Genomic DNA, 19,031 nt, shown 5'->3' on the forward strand with positions numbered 1-19,031 from the left:
CGTCCTCCGCTTCAGCCCTGCGCCGGGGCGATGAACTCGACGCGGATGCCGCCGGCGATCCGCGTCATCATGTGCCGCGTCGGCCCGCCTCGGAGCGGCTCGGGGGCGAACTCGATCTCGACGTCGCCCCGCGCCCGCAGCCGCTCGTGCAGCGCGTCCAGAGCGCCCTCGCGGACCCGCAGCGCGAGGTGGTGCAGGCCCAGGTTGCGGCGGCGGTCGAACGGCCGCGCGCTCGCGGGGTCCTCGGCCTGCCACAGAGTGATCATGCCGGCGCCGTCGCTGACGAACGCCGCCGGGTACTCCGGCACCGCGCCGACCTGAGAATAACCCAGGCCCTCGACGAAGAAGCGCAGGGCGGCCTGCAGGTCGGGTACGGTGAGGCCCACGTGGTGCGGGCCGGCGGTCCATCGTTCGTGCGTGGTGTCCATCGAGACCTCCTCCGCCACGAAGATGAGAGCTCGCGCCCGGCGGAACAATGGCGCCCGCCGGACAAGATTTGTCCGAATTTCGGATAGACTGCCGGCCATGGACAAGCTCGCCGCCATGCGCGCCTTCGTGGCCATCGTCGACGAGGGGAGCCTGACCGCGGCCGCGGCGGCGCTGGGCAAGGCGCCGCCGAGCATGGTCCGGATCCTCGCCACTCTGGAGGCGCACCTCGGCGTCCCGCTGCTGCATCGCACCACGCGGCGCATGTCGCTGACCGAGGAGGGCCGCGTCTACCTCGATCGCTGCCGCCGGATCCTCGCCGACGTCGACGAGGCCGAGCAGGCAGTCGCCGCCGACGGCGCCGAGCCGCGCGGCGAGATCCGGGCGACCGCGCCGATCCTGTTCGGCCGGGGCCACGTGGCCCCGGCGGTGGCCGAGTTCGTGCGCCGTCACCCGGGCGTGCGCGTCGAGCTGCTGCTGCTCGACCGCGTCGTCGACCTCGTCGAGGAGGGGATCGATGTCGGGGTGCGGATCGGTCGCCTGCCCGACTCGTCGCTGATCGCGGTGCCCGTCGGCCAGGTGCGGCGGGTCGTCGTCGCCAGCCCGGCCCTGCTCCGCCGCGGCGCGCCCAGGCACCCGTCCGAGCTGGCGGCCCTGCCCTGCGTCGAACACCTGAACTCGGGCACCGCGGGCCGCTGGAGCTTCCGCGACGCCGACCGCGAGCGCGACCTGACAGTGCGGGTGCGCAGCGCCTTCGCCTGCAACCAGGCCGCCGCGATCGTGCAAGCCTGCGTCGAGGGCCTCGGCGTCGGCCGGTTCCTGTCCTATCAAGTCGAGCCCGAGGTCCGCGCCGGCAGCCTGCGCGTGCTCCTCGAGGCGTTCGAGCCGGAGCCGGTCCCCGTGCAGCTCGTCTACCCCGGCGCCCGCTGGATGTCCGCCCGCCTGCGAGCGTTCGTCGACGAGCTCGGCGCGAAGCTGCAAGCGCGCCCGGAGATCCGCAAGGCGAGCCCGCGGCGCGCGAGCCGATGAGGGATGGTGTGCCGGGCGTGGCCGGATTGCCGACCCCCTATCACGGGCATCCGGGATGCCTGGCTCCGCCAGAACTCCCGTGTAAGCTGAAGCCGCCGTGAAATTGACTGCCCTCGTCACCCCGTCGCCCGAGACCCTGGGACCCACCGAGTCCACCTTTCGGGTCTTCCATCACGTCGACGATTTCTGCGCGGCCCTGAGCGCGGCCGGAGTCCCCGTCACGATCGTCGAGGGCACCCTCGCCGACGTCCCGGACGACGGATTTCTCCTCGTCTACCGATGGGTCGACCTGGAGCGCCATCTCACGCCGGAGCTCGCCCCGCGCCTCGTCGTAGTCGCCCCGCCCGGCCCCCTCTGGCGATTGCTGTGGACGAGCACAATCGCCGCGGGGATAAACGAACGGTGGTACTCCGATTGGTACTACGGCCACGACGACGAGAACGGCTACGGCCTGCTCGCGCGCAAGGACATGGGCGATCGCTGGGGAGCTACCAAGATCGAGCCCGGCTACTCGACCGAACGCTACGCCGAGTACGCCCACCCCGGCTGCCGCCACATCCCGGAGCTCCTCGCCACCTATCTCGCAGCGCTCGCGCCGCTCCTGGCCCAGGAGCGCTCCGAACAGTCGTGATTCGGGGTCGGCGGCGTGCGAGCCGGTGAGGGACGATGCGGCGAATCGACGCTGTCCGGGCACCCGAACCGGACCCGTGATTTCGCGGATCCGATCGCTGCATCATCTCTCGCCGCTGCGAATGGCGCCGCCCCCGAAGTCGGGGCCGACGACTCGGCGGCCGCAGGGCGGGCGAAAATGATCGCCATGTCGCCCTCGAACGTCGAGCAAGCCCTCGAGCTCGCGCCGGTGCGCGGCGCTCACCGACCAACTTCGTCAGGCTCGCGCCGATCTGCATCGCGCAAGGCCGCCCCGCGCGAGGTCGTCCGCGCAGCGGGACCCCACGCCGCGGCGTCTTGTCATGTTATTGTCCGCCCCGGGATACTCCATGTCCGACTACCCGACCGACCTCCACTACACCAAAGATCACCTCTGGGTTCGCGTCACCGGCGCTCGCTGGCGCATCGGCCTCACGAGCTTCTTCGCCAGGCAGCTCGGCGACCTCGTGTTCGTCGAGTTCCCGGTGATGGGAAAGTCGCCTGCGACCGGCGACGCGTTCGGCATGGTCGAGAGCGTGAAGTCCGCCCAGGACCTCTTCATGCCGGCCGGTGGCACGATCGTGGCGATCAACGACGATGTGGTCGACGATCCGGAGCTCATCAACAACGATCCGTACGGCGACGGCTGGTGCGTCGAGATCACGCCGAAGGACGCGTCCGAGCTCAATTCGATGATGGACGCCAGGGCGTATGAGAATTACGTCAACAGCGACGGGTGATGGCGCGCCGTCGGTTCCTCCGCGTCAGCCGATACGCACCGCGGCGCTTCACCTCCGGCGGTCCCGGGCACACGGCGCCCACATCGCTCACGACGCGGGCTTCCATGCGGCGCCTCGTGCTCGCCGCCATCCTCGCTCCCGGGTGTGGGGACACCAGCTCGCCTGGGTCTTCCACGGGGCCGGGCGTCACTTCGGCCAGGGTCCAGGGTCCAAAGCAAGACGGTAAGGGCAACGACGACTCGAGCCCTTCCGTGGGTTCTTCTTGTACACCCATGGAGTACGCTTGCGCTCCTGGCGACACAGGATGGCTGGTTTGCGACGCACAGGGTGTCTGGGTGTATGGCGGGGATTGTCCTCCAAACACCAGCTGCGTCGTCTACGCGCCGTCAAAGACGCCGTATTGCTCGTTCCCCGACTTCGGGGGCGGCGCCATTCGCAGCGGCGATCGATGATGCATACTCATGCGCTCGCCCAGAGTCACTCGCAGCTCGTCGGCAGCTCGACCGGCTGCGCTGCCAGCTTGATCGCCGCGATCGCCTTCTCGCGCTCGACCGCCGCGGCGGCCAGCGAGTTGCACTTCGACGCTGCGTCGAGCAGGCGCGCGTTGTCGGGGGCCGGCGCGCGCGTGGCGGCCTCGACCAGGTCCTGGCAGCAGCGCAGATAATCGATGCGGATGCCGCGGCCGCCGGCGGGCTTGGCTGCCGCGCCCGCCTGTCCCGAACGCCAGCCGAGCGCGACCTTGCCGAGGTCGCCGCGGTTGTGCGGCGAGGCCCCGCGGAAGCGTGGGATCGGCGGCGCGGTCTTCGAGCCGGTGGCCAGGCACGTCAGCGTCCCGTCGCGCGTTGCCACCAGCAGCTCGTGGGCCCCGTCGCCGTCGACGTCGGCCACCAGCGCCGGCGCCTCGATCGCCCCGCCGAGGCGCGCCAGCTCGCGCCGGCCGCCGTCGGCGGTGAATGCCAGGAGCAGGCCCTTCTCCGTGCCGACGATCGCCTCGAGGCGGCCGTCGTCCTCGAGGTCCATCACCACCGCGCTGGCGGACACCCGGCCCTCGAACGCGCGGTGGGCCCGGCTCTCGGCCCCGACGAGCACCACCCCGTCCTCGTTGTCGCCCCACCACGACGTCCCGGCCACGATCACCCCCGGCTTGCCCGCCAGCGGCACCGGCGTGCCGAACAGGCCCTCGATGCCCGCTTCGTCCATCTGCACCACGGTGGCCCAGCGCGGCTCGCCGGTCGCGCCGTCGTGGACGCTGAGATCGCCGTACGCCCACGCGGCCAGCACCTCCGGCTTTCCGTCGAGGTCGAAGTCCGCGATCGTCGGCGACGCGTGGATCCCCGAGTCGCGCGATTGTTGCCACAACACCTCGCCCGTCTTGCCGCGATACGCCGCGAGGATCGCGTCGCGGGCCCCGGCGACCACGTCGTCGTGGCCGTCGCCGTCGAGGTCGGCGATCGCCGCCGCCGCGACGTAGCCGCGCGCCCCGAATTCATTGGTGCCGCTCTTCTTCTCCCACAGCGGCGCGCCGGTCTTGCCGTTCAGCGCGCGCAGCGTCCCCGACTCGTCGCCGACCACCACGTCGACCGCCCCGTCGCCGTCGAGGTCGGCGAGCGCCGGGGCCGGCCGCACCTTGCCGCTCGCCTTCGCCGTCCACAGCAGCTTGCCCGCCAGCGTCGCCGCGACGATCTGCGCGTTGTCGGTGGTGAAGTAGATCGTGTCGCCGTCGATCGCCACCCCGCCGACGTCGCGGTCGCCGTTGCCGGGCGTGGCGATCAGCCGGGTCTGCTTGCCGGTCTTCGCCTCGAGCACGTACACGCCGTCGGTCTTGTCGTTCTTGCCGTCGAGAGATCCGCCGTGGGTGCCGATCACGATCTGGCCGTCGACCAGCGCCATCGTCGTGCGGAAGGTGGTCTGGCCGACCTCGGATTGCCACAGCTTGCGCAGCGCCTCGCCCTCGAGCTTGCGCACCGGCGGCGTGTGGGCCTGCGGAGGCGGGAGCGCCGGCGACACCACGAACTCGCCCTCCGGCTCGCTCGGCGGCGGCTCGGGCGCCGGCGCGGGCGGCTCGACCTTCTCGACCACCGGGGGCGCTGCCGGCTGCTCCGCCGGCGGCTTCTCCTTCACCGGCTCGGTCGGGGTGCAGCCCGCGATTGCGACGAGGAGGCCGAGGGGGACGATCGAGCCGGCGCGGGTCATGGTGGTGCCACGATACAACGCCGCCCTGTCCGGCGGAACGCGAGCACGACATTTGCGAGGGCGCGGCGCTCGGCCGATTTCGCCCGCCCGAGTGCGCCGGGCCCCGCTCCGGATCATGCTGCCGAGGTGGCCCCCGACGACCCCGATCTGCGCCCGGGAGGCCGGCGCTTCGCGGCGCTGGTGGCGGGCGTCGCCGCGGCCGCGCTGGTCCTGCAATACGGCCTGCTGCTCCTCGGCACCCGCGACACCCTCGGGCCGGCGCGGGCCACCGCGCGCTACTTCAGCGACTTCACCGTGCTCAGCAACGGCCTCGTCGCCCTGACCGCGGGTCTGGCGGCCGCGGCCTCGCAGCGCCCGCTGGCCCGCCTGCTCGCCCGCCCGGCCGCGCGCGCCGGCGTGGGCCTCTACATCGTCGTCACCTGCGGGGTGTACTTCCTGGTCCTGCGTCATTGGTGGCGCCCGCGCGGCCTGCAATGGTGGGCCGACGCCGGCCTGTACTACGCCGTGCCGCTCCTCTACCTGGTCTGGTGGACATGCTCGATCGGCCATGGTCGGCTCGTCCGCCGCGACCTGCTGCTGTGGCTGCTGTTCCCGCTGGGATATCTGGTGTGGACAATCGCCCGCGGCGCCTGGGCCGGCGAATACCCATACCCGTTCATCGACGTCGGCGCGCTCGGCGTCGCCGCGGTCGCCGGCAACGCCCTCCTCGTGCTCGGGGTGTTCGGGGCGGCCGGCCTCGCGGTGCTGCGGATCGACCGCGCCTTCGGCCGCCGCGAGGGCCCCGGGGTCCCGCCCCCACCGGCAGCGAGCGAGCTCTGACCGGCGGACGCGCGCTCGCGCTCCGCTATCCTCCGCGCATGCGCCCGCCCCGGATCGCGTGCCTCGTCCCCGCCGCCACCGACCTGGCCGCCTGTCTGGGCCTCGAGGTGGTCGGCGTCTCGCACGAATGCGACCACCCGATCGCGCGCGGCCTGCCGGTGCTCACGCGCAGCCGGATCGCCGCCATCCACCCGCAAGGGCCCGGGCCCGCGGAGATCGATCTGCAGGTCAGCGCCGCGGTGGCCGCGGGCGAGCCCCTGTACACGGTCGACCGCGCGGCGCTGGCTCGACTGTCGCCCGACATCGTGCTGTCGCAGGCGATCTGCGACGTCTGTGCCGCGCGGGCCGGGGCCTGCGATCTGCCCGCGGGGGCCCGCCTGGTCGAGCTCGCTGCCACCAGCCTCACCGGCCTCGCCGACGACGTCCGCGCGGTGGCCGAGGCCGCCGGCCTGCCCGAGCGCGGCGAGGCCTGCCTCGCCGACATCGCGGCCCACCACGCAGCGCTGGTCCGTCCGCTCGACCGCCCGCGCACCCTCGCCCTCGAATGGGGCTTCCCGCCGTTCCTGGGCGGCCACTGGGTGCCCGAGCTGGTCGCTCTCGGCGGCGGCGAGCACCTGCTCTCCGGGACAGGTCAGCCCTCGCGTCGCGCCAGCTGGGACGAGATCGCCGCGGCCGATCCCGACCTCGTCGTGTTCATGCCGTGCGGCTACACGCTGGCGGCCGCCGCCGCCGAGGCCGCGGAGCTGTGCCGTCGATCGCCGCTCGGCGAGCTCCGCTGCGTCCGCGACGGCCAATTGTGGGCGGTCGACGCTGTCAATCTGTTCAGCCGCTGTACGCCGCAGAGCGTCATTCACGGGGCCGCGGTGCTCGCGGCCCTGCTGCGGGGTGACGAGCCCCCGATCGCGTGGGCCTGTCGCGTCGAATCGACGCTCGCGCTCTCGTGAATCACGACACCCGCCATTTTCGACGATGTTCATCGCGATCGCCGACGCGGTAGCGTGCCGGCGATGCGCACAGCAGCCATTCTCGTCAGCATCTCTCTCGCCCTCGCCTGCGGCGCGGACGCCGGCAAGGCCGCTCCCGGCGGCGAAAAGAAGGCCGAGGCGGCCAAGGCGCCCGAGGCCAAGGCGCCCGAGGCCAGGATCGCCGACAAGCCTGCGCCGCTGCACCTCGACATCGGCCACGACAAGTCGGGCGTGCTGGCGCGCGCGGCCTCGACGCTCGAGACCTCCGAGGCCGTCACCAGCCCGGCGCTCAAGGAGCACCTGGCCGAGCTGTCGCACCACGCCGAGAAGGGGCCGACCAATGAGGCCCTGTGCGCGCACATGGCCAAGCTGCTGGCCGACAAGGCGCCGCCGCCGGTCGACTGCGTCCACGCGCTCGAGCACCAGCGCGTCCACGTCGGCCCCGAGATCTTCGGCGAGGTCGCCCAGTGCGTCGTCGAGGCGCAGACCCTCGACGCCCTGCTGCGCTGCGAGGACGCCGAGAAGGAGGCCGAGCGCGAGCTCCACGTCAAGAAGCGCGGCAGCGGGATCGAGGCCGAGACCTGCACCAAGCTGTTCACCCACTTCGAGAAGCTGGCGATGGCCGACGCCGGCGACCAGGCCAAGGCGGTCGAGGAGATCCTCGAGGAGGTGCGGGGCGACATCCTCGAGGCGTGCGCCGAGCAGGGCACGCGGGCCGAGGTCGAGTGCGCCCTCAATGCCAGGGACATGACGGCGCTCGGCGCCTGTCAGTCCTCGATCCTCTGATTCGTCGCACCGCCTACGCGGCCGACTCTTCGGCCGCGGCGGGCGAGCGGCCCTGCAGCTCGTCGTGCAGGGTCTCGAGGTCGGGCGCGACCGGCTTCGGGCGGGCGAAGATGGCGAAGATCTTCACCAGCGCCTCGCCCCAGCCCATCGTCCGGTACGGGTAGCCCATGCGCTCGCAGAAGGCGCGCACGTGCGGGCTCATCCGCTTGTAATACACGTGCGAATAATTGGGGAACAGGTGGTGCTCGATCTGGTACTGCAGCCCCGAGCACACGAACCCGCCCAGGAGCCCGGTGCGGAAGTTGATCGTGGTGCACGTCTGCAGCGCCAGGAAGTCCTTCGGCCACTCCCCGCGGCGCACGCACCCGGCCTCGTGCGGGTAGTGGGCCGGGGCCAGCACCGCGAACAGCGGGTAGCCGAGGAACGCGATCCGGACCATCGACGCCAGCAGCGCGTCGGAGAACGGGACGAACAGGCTCGGCACGCCGATCCACGCCACCCAGTACAGCGTCATCGACAGCAGGTCGAGCCAGTGGGCCCGCCGCCGCCGCGTCGGATCGAGCAGGCACTTCGTCAGGTAGACCCAGCTCGACTTCTGGCGCAGGAAGACGTGGACCCAGAGGATGATCGGGAAGAAGTACTTCTGGAGGTGGCGGTAATAGAAGCGCGCGAGGCCCCGCGACTTCCGCATCTCCGCCTCGGTGGTCACGAACCACGGCATGAAGTCGTGGTCGTCGTCGATCCCCATCACGTTCGGCGCCGCGTGGTGAATGGTGATATGCGCGTTACGCCAGTACGTGAGCGACAGGTTGGCGAACAGCGGATAACCGAGGTACGACAGCAGCTCGTTGACCCACTTCTTGTCGCTGGTGCCGTTGTGCGTCGACGTGTGGGTGTTGGTGACGACCCCCAGCATGCCGTAGGTCGAGAGCGCCATGCCCAGCCACGCCAGCACCTGCGATTCGCAGGCCAGGAACATCACGTAGCCGACGATGCAGAGCGTAAAGCTGAACAGGAGCTCGGCGACGACCGCGCCGGTGGCCTTGCGGTGCCACCCGCGAACAGCGAACTCAGCCCGGAGCGCCGCGAATTCTTCGAGATCCATGTGATGCCACACGTACCTCGCCCGGGCCGGCAACGGAAGCGAAGAAGCGTGAGCTTGCAAGCGCGCACCGCTTTGCCCACGCACGCTCCCGCGAGCACGAAACGGTCCAGATCGATCCGCGGCGACCGATCGCGACGCTGGCGTCCGCGGCCGCTGTAGCACCGGCGCGCGCGCCAGCGCGCGAGAGCGAGCAATGACCGTTTTATGACAGATCTCTCCCCGCAGGCGCACGCGCCGCTCAGGGCCCTCCTGTCCGCAAGGGCCCCTGCCGCGACGTCGGCCTGCGACGGACGACCGCGTTCGCGGGCCCGCCCGGTATGGAGATTCGATCGCGGTCGATACAATGCCGTGTGCCGGACTGCACGCGCATGAATGTGGGCATGATTCGCCGGGTGAGCAGAGAGGCCTCGGGTACGCCCGCGACCCGGGGGCCGCCCTCCGGCGATTTCTCGCGGCGGCCTGCCGCTCGACGATCGCGTCTCCGGACCCGCGCTCTCCGGTGAAGCCGTCGCGCGGAACAACCGACGGACTCTCTGCAGTCCGCGGGCCCGCACGGACGCGCCATGCTAGGCTCCTGCGTATGTGCGAGCGCGGGCGCCTGCGGTGGATCGCTGCGACACTCTTTCTCGGCTGTACTGCGGCCCCCCGACGGCCGACTCCGGTCGAGCACGAACCGACGACGCCGTCGACGACGCCTGGCCCTGCAACGCCAGCGGAACCCACGATCACCGCGGCTCCGCGCTGCGCCGGTCCCGGGGCGAACGACGAGGAAGCGCGGGCCCTCTCGACCTGGATGTCGCGCAACGCCATCCCGACCGGCTTCGCCTGTCCTGCGGCTCTCCGGGTGGTCCAGCGCGAGCCATGGTACGTGGCGACGAGCGAGCTCGTGAATGGCGAGCCCGACCAGCTGGCGGGACCGACGCGGCGGGTGAAGCTCGGCGAGCGCGTGACCTACTGGGGGCTCGATGCCGCCTCGGGAGACTCGCTGACGGTCTCGCTGGGTCGCCTCGATCCGTCGGAGTTCGCGGCGGCGGCCGAGGCGGCCAGGGCGGAGGAGCCCGACGCGGAGCTCGATCCGCGGTTCGAGTCCGACATCCATCGCCTCGACGGCTCCTGGCGCGGGCTCGGCTTCAAGGCACGCGCCGGCGCGGCGGCGCGAGCCTGGCGCGATTGGCTGGCGACGCAGCCGGAGGGACGGCAGGTCGAGAGCTTCGTGGTCGGCTGGCAGGCACCCGACGTCGGCGAGCTCGCCAAACAGCCCCGGCTGCTCCACTGGACCGAGGCGGAGCGCCTGACGCTGTGCATCCTCGGCGCGGATGTCGACGGCTGTTGGTCGACGAGGCCGGCACAGATCGAGTACGCGGCGCTGGACCGAGACGAAGGCGACGAGGGGCTGCTCGAGGTCCGGGTCACGGACGGAGGCAAGGCGGGCTGGTGGAGGTACGACCTCGCCACGCAGCAATGGTCGGTTCGAAGCGTCAAGGGGGCCGAGCAGGCCGGAGGCGCGCGCCAGTTCAGCCCTTCGACCGAGCGAGCTTCGTTCCCGCCGGCGCTCGCGGGCGAGTGGGTGCGGTCGCTCGGCGACGGCTGGGCGGTCGCCGGCGACTACGATTACGATTCGCAGGGGCTGGTGCCGGCTGCGCGGTGGCTCGCGCGCCGGCATGACTCGACGTGGCGCCTCGGCGGCCTCGGCGGCGACGAGCTGGTGGAGCTCGGCGAATGGCGAGACCCCGAGACGTTCGCCCTGGTGGTCGGCCACGAGGACCTCTCGAGCGGGGACGGACTCGGCTACGGCGGCCGCCGACTGTCGCTATTCCGCACCGATGGCGAGTGGCTCGCGCCCGCCGGCTGGTTGCCGCTGCCGCTGCACGGCATGGCGATGATGCGACGCGAGGGCGGCTGGGAGTACGAGCATTCGCTGACGCTCGCCAAACCAGGTTGCCTCGCGGTCGCGCTCCGGCGCAGCGTCCACTGGCGCCTGAAGAACGGCGCCCGCCGCGAATCGAAGCTGCCCCTGCCGATGCCGAGCCTCGAGGGCGCATGGACGGCGGGCCCCGAGGGGCTCGTGCGCGGTTGTTGAGCGCCGGCGATCGCCTGCTGTGATTCCCGCGGGGCCGGCACCGGTCGGGGCGTCGCTCGCGTCGACCTCGGGCCGAGCGCTGTGCGCGTGGCCCCGCGAAGTTCGTCACGAGTTCGGATGTCTCGCGTCCGGCGCCGGCGAGCTCGCGGGTCTCCCGCGCGAGCCCCGGGGGCATCGCGCACCTCTGAACATCTGCGACAGGTGCTGCGTGACCCACATCAGCCCCTGAACTTCGTTTCGCCTGGCGCTCCGCGATCGTGGAGCGGCGCTCGCATCAATGACGCGAATTCGGTAAAACCACCGTCTGCTCATGGACCTGACGTCCGATTCGTCGGAGACGACCGAGACGACCGCGGACGGCTCTTTCGACGGACCCGAGAGCCCGCCGCCGAGCCCTGGCGAGCGGATCGGTCCGTACCGGCTGGTCCGCTACCTCGGGGCCGGCGGCATGGGCCTCGTCTACGAGGCGATCGACGACGAGCTCGGCGATCGGGTGGCGATCAAGACCCTCAGCCGGCTCGACCCGTGGCGGCTGTTCCGCCTCAAGCAGGAGTTCCGCACGCTCGCGGGCATCCGCCACGACAACCTGGTCCGCCACGAGGCGCTGGTGGTGGCCGACGGCACGTGGTTCCTGGCGATGGAGCACGTCGCCGGCGTCCGCCTGACCGAGGCCGTGAAGGCCGAGCCGGCGCGCCTGCGCCCGGTCATGGCCCAGCTCGCCAGCGGGGTGCGGGCGCTGCACGCCGCGGGCGTGGTGCACCGCGACCTCAAGCCGGCCAACGTCCTCGTCGAGCCCGGCGGGCGCGTCGTCATCCTCGACTTCGGCCTGGCCCAGAGCGCCGCCGCGAGCGCGACCCCGACCCGCCGCGGCCCCGCCGGCACCCCCGGCTACATCGCCCCGGAGCTGGCCCGCGGGGCCGCGCCCTCGCCCGCCAGCGACTGGTTCGCGGTCGGCGTGATCCTGTTCCAGCTGCTCACCGGCGAGCTCCCGGAGGCCCGTCGCCGGCCCTCGGAGTGCGCCGCAGACGTCCCGCCCGACCTCGACGGCCTGTGCGCGGCGCTGATCGAACATGACCCTAAGGACAGGCCAGACGGGGCCGCGATCGTCGCCCGCCTCGGGGCCGCGGCCGGGCCCGTCGACGCGCTCGCCCCGGTCCCGCTGGTCGGCCGCGACGACGAGCACGCGGCCTTGACGGCCGCGATCGCGGCGACCGGCGCCGGCGCGCCCGGCTTCGTCCGCGTGACCGGCGCCTCGGGGGTCGGCAAGACCCGCCTGGTGCGCGAGGTCCTCGAATCGCTCGAGCGCGCCGGCGCGGCGCTGGTGCTCCGCGGCCGCTGCTACGAATGCGAATCGGTGCCCTACGGCGGCTTTGACGCGGCGATCGACGCGCTGATGCGCCGCCTCAAGGCCTCCGGGCGCGGGCGCGAGGCCGACGTCGCCGCCGCCTCGACCGTGTTCCCGGTGCTCTCGGCGCTGCTGCGCGGCCCGCAGCCGCTCGAGGACGGCGACGACCGCAGCGCGGCGTTCGCCGCAGTGCGGGCCCTGATCGCCGCGGCCGCCGACGACCTGCCGGTCGTGCTGTTCGTCGACGACCTGCACCACGCCGGCGCCGACACTGCCGGCCTGATGCTCGACCTGCTGCTGCCGCGCGACGACGGCCTCGCGCTGACCATCGTCGCCACCTGCCGCAGCGACCGCGAGGCCGACAGCGCGTGCCTGCGCGAGCTCCACGCCCGCGCCGGCGCCCGCGGCCAGGCGATCGCCGAGCGCCCCGTCGCCGTCGCCGCGCTCGCCCCCGCCGCCTGCGAGGCGCTGCTGCGCCACCACCTCGGCGGGCGGGCCGACGCGCGGATCGACGACCTGGCCCGAGAGTCAGGCGGCAACCCGTTCTTGATCGAGGCGCTGGCCCGCGACGGCGCGACCGGTCCGGCCCCGGCGATCGCCGAATGGGTCCGCCGGCGCACCCAGAGCCTGCCCGAGGAGGCCGCGCGGCTTTTGGCCGCGGTGGCGCTGTCCGGCCAGCCGCTGCCGCAGGGCGTGCTGCTGCAGGCCGCGCGGGTGAAAAGCCCGGGGGCCGCGCTGGGGGCCCTGCGGGCGCTGTCGCTGGTCCGCATGCAGGGCTCGCGGCGGTGGGACATCGTCGAGCCGACGCACGACCGGATCGGCGAGGGCGTGGTCGGCGGGCTGTCGCCGTCGCTGCGGATCGAGCTGCACGGGGCGATCGCCGACGCGCTCGAGCGCGAGCGCTGCGGCACCCCCGAGCTGCGGGCCCGCCACTGGTACGGCGCCGGCGAGCTCGGCCTGGCCTGCGGCGCCGCCGAGGAGGCCGCCGCCGAGGCCGAGCAGGCGCTGGCGTTCGAGCGCGCGGCGGCGCTGCTGGCCGACGCCGCGGCCTGGATCGAAGGGCGCGACCTGCCGCGGGCCGCCGACCTGCGCCGCCGGCAGGGCCACGTCCTGGTCCGCGCCGGCCGCTGCGCCGCCGGGGCCGAGGCGTTCCTGGCCAGCGCCGAACATGTCCCCGAGGACAGCCGCGCCGAGGTCCTGCGCCAGGCCGCCGACGCGTGGATGGCCGCCGGCTACATCGACCGCGGCCTCGACCTGCTGCGGCCGATGCTGCGCGCCGAGGGCCTGTGGTGGCCGCGCTCGCCGCTCCTGGCCGTGCTCGCGCTGCTGTGGGCGTACGTGCGGCTGCGCCTGCGCGGCATCGAGGTGCGCGGCGGCGCGGCGCCGACCGAGGCCCAGCTGCGCCGCGTCGACCTGTGCTGGTCGGTCGGCATGGGCCTCACCAACACCATGCCGGCCGACGGCATGTTGTTCGCGGTGCGGGCCCTGCTGGCCGCGCTGCAGGCCGGCGAGCCGCGCCGGGTCGGCCGCGGGCTCGCGGTGCTCGGCGCGTTTCACCGCCTGATCGGCCGCGCCGAGGTCGGCGCGCGCTTCGTCCAGCGGGCCCGCGAGATCGCCGAGGCCCGCGACGACCCGCAGCTGCTCGGCCTCACCTACGTGTGCTCGGCCGCCGACGCGATGATCACCGGCGACTGGCACGAGTGCGTCGACCGCACCGCCAAGGGCCTCGACGCCCTGTCGGCCCCGCGCGCCGGCATGAGCTGGGAGCGCGTGCTCGGGGCCTGCTTCGAGCTCACCGCCCTCGATCAGCTCGGTCGCTTCGTCGACGTCGAGCGCCGCGCCGGCGAGCACCTGCGCGACGCCGAGGCCCGCGGCGACCTCTACGGCCTGGTCGTCTTCAGCCAGTTCTTCGCCCAGGCCCGCGTCGCCGCCGGCGACCTCGCGGCGGCCCGACATTACGCGCGCGACAGCGTGCGCCGCTGGACCCGCCGCAACTACACCCTGCAGCACTTCTACGCCCTGCGCGTCGAGGTCTGCTGCGACCTCTACGACGGCGAGGCCCACCGCGCCGACTCGCGGCTGCGCGAGTGCTGGGGCAGCATCGTCGCCGCGGGCCTGTTGCGCAACCCGATCTCGCGGATCGACGCGCTGCTGCTGCGGGCCCGCTGCGCGCTCGCGCGGGGCGATCGCCGCGGCGCCGCCTCGGTGGCGCGCCGGCTCGGCTGCGAGTCGCGCCCCGACGCTGCCCTGCACGCGCGGTGGATCCGGGCCCGCGCCGCGCCGTCGCGCGCCCGCGCCGACGCCGAGCTCGCCGCTGCGGCGCGGGGCTTTCGGGCCGCGGGCATGAGCATGGCGGCGTGGTCGATCGAACACAGGCGGGCCGGCGCGGACCACGAGCGGCGCGCAGCGGCCGAGCGGGCCCTCCGTGAGCTAGGTGTTTCCGACCCCGAGCGGTGGCAACGGGTCTTCCTGCCGTGATTGCGATAGCATCGTCGACCCGTGGGCGCGCTCTTGGGGCTCGATACGGGGCGGGAAGAGCTCCTCCCCGCCCGCTGCCTGATCGGCCGCTCGCGCGCGTGCGACCTGATCCTCGCGGCCCGCGACGTCTCGAGCCAGCACGCCGTCGTGCAATGGACCGGCGCGGTGTGGGAGCTGCAGGACCTGGGCAGCCGCAACGGCACCACCGTCGGCGAGCACCGCCTGGCGTTCGGCGAGCGCGTGCCGCTGCGGCGCGGCCACCAGATCCGCTTCGGCCGCCAGGCGGGCGCATTCGAGTTCGTCGACGACGCCGCGCCGCGGCCGATGGCGATCCACCTCGACAGCGGACGGATCCGCATCGACGAGGCCGGGCTGCTCGCGCTCCCCGACGACGACCCGCCGGAGCTGCTGCTGTACGCCGACGGGCCCGAGCGGTGGATCGGCGAGCGCCACGGCGAGATCTCGGAGGTCGGCGACCGGGCCGTCGTCCTGGTCCGCGGCGAGATGTGGCGCGTGCACCTCCCGACCGGGGGCTCGGGCACCTGGGAGGAGCATCAATCGGCGGTCACCGTCGCCGACCTGCACCTCCGCTTCTCGCACAGCTCGAACGAGGAGTACGTCGAGCTGGTGGCGTTCGTCGCCGACCGGCGCATCGACCTCCAGGCGCGCGCGCATCATTACCCGCTGCTGCTCCTCGCGCGCGCGCGGCTGGCCGACCAGCAGCGCGGTGTCGCCGAGCCGGAGCAGGGCTGGGTGCATCAGGACCGGCTGCTGGCGATGCTGAAGATCGAGCCTGGGCACCTCAACATCAGCATTCACCGCAGCCGCTCGCAGCTGGGCCAGGCGGGGGTGGTGGACGCGGCGAAGCTGGTCGAGCGGCGCAAGGGCACGCGGCAGCTGCGGCTCGGCACCGAGCGGGTCGAGATCGTCCGGGTCTGACGCGCGGCCCGCCGTAACGCCCTGGTAATGTACAGCTCGCTGGAGCCGTGAGAGGTTTGCTCCGCGAATCGGGGCGGTCGATGAGCTCTCCCTATATATCCGCGCGCGGTCGACTGTCGGGGACCCGGATCGCGGCGAGAACGGCGATATCCGTAGACGAAGCCGCTCTCGCCGCAGCTCCGGGCTCCCCGGGTCGCATAGCCACCACGCAGTGGCTCGACCGTCTGATTCGCGCCACCCTGGCCGGCCGCCTGACCGAGGCCGCGCTGCTGCGCTTCGGCGACAACTGCTATTATTTACCGTCGCGCCGCGAATTGGCGCTCATCCTGCGCGAGAGCCAGGCCGACCGCAAGGCGCACATGCTCGAGCGCTACGACTGTGACGACTTCGCCTACGCGATCAAGGGCGAGATGACCGCACACGCCTACGACACCGGCGAGCTGCGCTACGGCCTGTGCGTCGGCCTGGCGTGGGGCCGGTTCGACTGGATGACGACCGAGGCGCACGCGGTCAACTGGGCCATCACCAGCGACGAGTCGGTGTGGTTCATCGAGCCGCAGACCGACGACATCTACCCGTTCGAGCGCTGCCTCGGCGGCATCCGCCTGCTCCTCGTGTGAGGGCCGGAGCGGGCCGCAAGCGGGGACCGGGGCGCTGTGGACATTCGCTGTAATCGCGCGGTAACTGCCGCGCCGGCGCCAGCGCGTAGGATCGCCCGCGGAGAGCCATGCCGCCCACCGACCTCCGCGACGTCGACCTCGGATCCTTGCTGCGCGAGCTGGATCGGCGCTTCACGGCCGCCGCCGCGCCGGTCGACCTCAGCGGCGTGTCCTCGCGGGCGCTGACGGCCGCGCTGCTGCGGCGGATGGTCTCGGTCCACGGCTCGAACGACCTCGTCAACCTGCCCGCGTGCGGCGGCGAGCTGCCGCCGCGGCTGGGCGCGCAGTTCGGCGACCTCGACCTCGACGCGGGCCGGGCCGCCGACGTCCTGCGCGAGCTGCGGGCCGACGAGGAGGGCGTGGCGATCCTGTTCGACCGCGCCGAGCTCGGCGAGGTCGTCGACGGCCACTATGTGCTGCGCACGAGGCCGCTGCGCGAGCACTTCGACCTGTGCGACGACCGCTTCGCCCGCGAGCCGTGCCTGCCGAGCGCGCGCGGCTCCGGCTTCCTGGTCGCGCGCTACCCCCAGCGCCGGCGCAGCCGCTGGCTGGTGACCGCCTCGCACTGCATCGCCCCCGAGCAGCTCGCCAGCACCGTCGTCACCTTCGCCTTCGACCTCGAATCGGTGCAGGACGGCGCGGTCCGGATCGCCGTCGACGAGGTCTACGAGCTGCGCGCCGAGCTGTCGCGCTGCGCCGACGACGACCCCGCCGACTGGGTGATCTTCGAGCTCGACCGCGAGGTCGAGGGCCGCACGATCCGCCCGCTGGCGACCGAGCCGATCGCCGCCCTGCGCCCGGTCCACATCGCCGGCCACCCGCTGGGCCTGCCGCGCAAACTGGCCGGCAACGCGGTCGTGCGCGACAGCTCGGCCGCCGATCACTTCAAGGCCAACCTCGACGCCTACGGCGGCAACTCCGGCTCGCCGATCTTCGACTCCGAGACGCACGCGATCGTCGGCCTGCTGGTGTCCGGCCAGGAGGACCTGATGCCCTCGTTCGGCTGCAAGCTCGATCAATGCATGCTCGATCAGTGCCCCGGCGAGACTTGCACGCGCGTGGCCCTGTTCGCCGACTTCGTCCCCTATCCCGAATCGTAAAAGGAGGTATTCGTGCTGCTGTATCTGCTCACCGACTTCGCCCGCGACGTCGCCGGCGTCCGCGACCGCTTCGCCAACGACCCGGCCGCCGTGCTCGACGACTACAACGTCAAGCCCGCCGATTACAAGGCGCTGCTCGAGCTGCCCGACGGGATCGTCGCGCTGCTGCCCGTCGGGGTCGTCGACGCCATCCGCGCGATCAAGGACGTCCCGCCGCCGAGCCTGATGTGGCCGGGGCCGACCCTGTCGATCCGCAGCGTCAAGCCCGACATCGTCGCCACCGGCGCGCCCGTCACTCTCGCGCTCACGATCGAGATCGACCCGCCCGACGAGTTCTCCGGCGGCCCCGGCTTCGCGGTCGAGGTCTATTTCCGCAAGGAGCACACAGTGGTCCGCGGCGCCCCGGTGCTGCCGATCCCGGTGCCCAAGCCGCCGGTCGACGTCGTCACCTTCGAATGCCTCGCCAGCTTCGAGGAGCCCGGCGAGTACCAGGTCGACGTCGCGGTCACCCGCCTGAAGCCGCGGCCGTTCCGCAAGGTCGCCCGCTATTACGGCACCCTCAAGGTGCGCAAGGGCTGACGTGCCGCCCGTCCCGCACGAGGTCCTCGCCGCCGTCGCTCCGCACGTCCCCGCCGCGCTGGTCGCCCCGGCGCAGCTGCAGGCGCTCGCCGAGTGGTCGCGGCGGCTGCCGTCGGCGTTCAACTGGCTCGGCTTCGAGTGCCGCCTGGCGGAGGGCGACCCGCGCGTCGACTTCGCCGGCTGCTGCGAGGCGTGGGACGGCGGCCGCGACCACCTGGTCGCCGGCCTCGCCCGCGACCCCGAGCTGTGCGGCCCCGGCCCTTCGGCGCTGGTGCGCGCGTGGCCGAACGATCCGGCCCTGAAGGACAGCCCGTCCGTCTGGCTCGAGTTCGACTTCGTCGGCGCCGGGCCCCCGGCCGCGTTCGCCTTCCTCTGCCTCGACCCGGCCTGCGCCAACACCTTCCGCGCCCACCGCGGCGCCGAGCGGCCGCCGATGGTCGCGCTGATGGCGGCCGCCGAGCGCGGCGCGACCTTGCTCTTGGGGCATGCCCCATCGGCCATGTGCATCGATTCGCTGCGCCGCGCCGCCGAGGCCCTGCCGGCCTCCGGTCGGGCGCTGCACGTCGCCGCCACCCCGCACCGCGGCGGCGACGACCTGCGGATCCACTACGCCCTGCTGGCCGGCGACGTCGCGGGTTGGCTGCGGCGGATCGGCTGGCCCGGCGACCTGGCGACCGTCGAGCGGGCCCTCGCGGCCATCGGCGACGAGTTTCGCCAGGTCGGGGTCCAGCTCGCCGCCGGTGACTCGCTACGCCCGGCGCTCGGCCTCGAGGCCTACGTGTCGCGCGGCCCCGCCGACTTCCCGGCCTGGCAGCAGACCTTCGCCGCCCTGGCCGCCGAGGGCGCCTGCAGCCCCGCCAAGGCCCGCGCCCTGCTGGACGACTGGTGGGGTCACGGCACCGTGTCCCTGCCCGGCGCGCCGTGGCGCGTCGCCATCCACCGCCAGTTCTACGTCAAGACGGTCGTCGACGGCGACCGCCTGCAGGCCAAGGCGTACCTGGCGATCTTCCCGCGCTACACGCTGCTGTGATCGTGATGCGCGAGCCGGCGGCGCATTCGTCGGACAGACGAGCAGCGCGGCTCGTGGACCGCATGTCCAAACCCGAGCCGGCCGTGGGGGACAACCCTCGGGAACCCGAC

Annotated in this window: 16 protein-coding genes; 13 read left to right on the forward strand and 3 right to left on the reverse strand. The window is 73.0% G+C overall.

Annotation, left to right across the window (positions count from 1 at the left end; all coding sequences use genetic code 11):
• Positions 1–11: 11 nt before the first annotated feature.
• Positions 12–428 carry a VOC family protein gene (locus O0S08_RS32075; RefSeq protein WP_269033177.1) on the reverse strand — a complete coding sequence of 139 codons (417 nt, stop codon included), beginning with the start codon at positions 426–428 and terminating at the stop codon, positions 12–14.
• 97 nt (positions 429–525) lie between these two features.
• On the opposite strand from O0S08_RS32075, the gene O0S08_RS32080 reads away from it, so the two are divergent.
• The 3 genes from O0S08_RS32080 to gcvH all read left to right on the forward strand — a co-directional run bounded on the left by O0S08_RS32080 (position 526) and on the right by gcvH (position 2,843).
• Positions 526–1,455 (forward strand): LysR family transcriptional regulator, encoded by a 930-nt coding sequence (locus O0S08_RS32080; protein WP_269033178.1) that lies wholly within the window; start codon positions 526–528, stop codon positions 1,453–1,455.
• Positions 1,456–1,552: 97 nt separating this feature from the next.
• On the forward strand, positions 1,553–2,086 hold the full coding sequence (locus tag O0S08_RS32085) for a hypothetical protein (protein ID WP_269033179.1): 534 nt from the start codon (positions 1,553–1,555) through the stop codon (positions 2,084–2,086).
• 367 nt (positions 2,087–2,453) lie between these two features.
• A complete protein-coding gene (gene gcvH / locus O0S08_RS32090) occupies positions 2,454–2,843 on the forward strand; it encodes a glycine cleavage system protein GcvH (RefSeq protein ID WP_269033180.1) in 390 nt (129 codons plus the stop codon).
• A 477-nt stretch (positions 2,844–3,320) separates the two neighbouring features.
• On the opposite strand, the gene O0S08_RS32095 is transcribed toward gcvH, so the two are convergent.
• Positions 3,321–5,036 (reverse strand): FG-GAP-like repeat-containing protein, encoded by a 1,716-nt coding sequence (locus O0S08_RS32095; protein WP_269033181.1) that lies wholly within the window; start codon positions 5,034–5,036, stop codon positions 3,321–3,323.
• Between the two features lie 126 nt (positions 5,037–5,162).
• Here O0S08_RS32095 and O0S08_RS32100 point away from each other — a divergent pair, with 126 nt between their 5' ends.
• From O0S08_RS32100 to O0S08_RS32110, 3 genes are all read left to right on the forward strand, one after another.
• The gene (locus O0S08_RS32100; RefSeq protein ID WP_269033182.1) at positions 5,163–5,855 is read left to right on the forward strand and encodes a Pr6Pr family membrane protein; all 693 of its coding nucleotides are present in this window, start codon (positions 5,163–5,165) and stop codon (positions 5,853–5,855) included.
• Positions 5,856–5,893: 38 nt separating this feature from the next.
• On the forward strand, positions 5,894–6,799 hold the full coding sequence (locus tag O0S08_RS32105) for an ABC transporter substrate-binding protein (protein ID WP_269033183.1): 906 nt from the start codon (positions 5,894–5,896) through the stop codon (positions 6,797–6,799).
• Between the two features lie 63 nt (positions 6,800–6,862).
• Positions 6,863–7,606, forward strand: a complete 744-nt coding sequence (locus O0S08_RS32110) for a hypothetical protein (RefSeq protein WP_269033184.1) — start codon at positions 6,863–6,865, stop codon at positions 7,604–7,606.
• A 13-nt stretch (positions 7,607–7,619) separates the two neighbouring features.
• On the opposite strand, the gene O0S08_RS32115 is transcribed toward O0S08_RS32110, so the two are convergent.
• Positions 7,620–8,711: a fatty acid desaturase family protein gene (locus tag O0S08_RS32115; protein ID WP_269033185.1), complete on the reverse strand. Its 1,092-nt coding sequence runs from the start codon at positions 8,709–8,711 to the stop codon at positions 7,620–7,622.
• A gap of 793 nt (positions 8,712–9,504) precedes the next feature.
• Here O0S08_RS32115 and O0S08_RS32120 point away from each other — a divergent pair.
• The 7 genes from O0S08_RS32120 (at position 9,505) to O0S08_RS32150 (ending at position 18,921) form a co-directional block, all read left to right on the forward strand.
• Positions 9,505–10,791: a hypothetical protein gene (locus O0S08_RS32120; protein ID WP_269033186.1), complete on the forward strand. Its 1,287-nt coding sequence runs from the start codon at positions 9,505–9,507 to the stop codon at positions 10,789–10,791.
• A gap of 310 nt (positions 10,792–11,101) precedes the next feature.
• Positions 11,102–14,614, forward strand: coding sequence for a serine/threonine-protein kinase (locus tag O0S08_RS32125; protein WP_269033187.1), 3,513 nt, complete (start codon positions 11,102–11,104; stop codon positions 14,612–14,614).
• A 21-nt stretch (positions 14,615–14,635) separates the two neighbouring features.
• A complete protein-coding gene (locus O0S08_RS32130; RefSeq protein WP_269033188.1) occupies positions 14,636–15,553 on the forward strand; it encodes an FHA domain-containing protein in 918 nt (305 codons plus the stop codon).
• A gap of 47 nt (positions 15,554–15,600) precedes the next feature.
• A complete protein-coding gene (locus O0S08_RS32135) occupies positions 15,601–16,173 on the forward strand; it encodes a lectin MOA-related protein (RefSeq protein WP_269033189.1) in 573 nt (190 codons plus the stop codon).
• Between the two features lie 107 nt (positions 16,174–16,280).
• Positions 16,281–17,312: a trypsin-like serine peptidase gene (locus O0S08_RS32140; RefSeq protein ID WP_269033190.1), complete on the forward strand. Its 1,032-nt coding sequence runs from the start codon at positions 16,281–16,283 to the stop codon at positions 17,310–17,312.
• A gap of 12 nt (positions 17,313–17,324) precedes the next feature.
• Positions 17,325–17,891, forward strand: coding sequence for a hypothetical protein (locus O0S08_RS32145; RefSeq protein WP_269033191.1), 567 nt, complete (start codon positions 17,325–17,327; stop codon positions 17,889–17,891).
• A gap of 1 nt (position 17,892) precedes the next feature.
• Entirely contained in the window at positions 17,893–18,921 is a 1,029-nt protein-coding gene (locus O0S08_RS32150) for a hypothetical protein (RefSeq protein ID WP_269033192.1), read from the forward strand.
• Positions 18,922–19,031 lie beyond the last annotated feature (110 nt).

Source organism: Nannocystis punicea (genome assembly GCF_026965555.1).
In the GTDB taxonomy this organism is placed as follows: domain Bacteria; phylum Myxococcota_A; class Polyangia; order Nannocystales; family Nannocystaceae; genus Nannocystis; species Nannocystis punicea.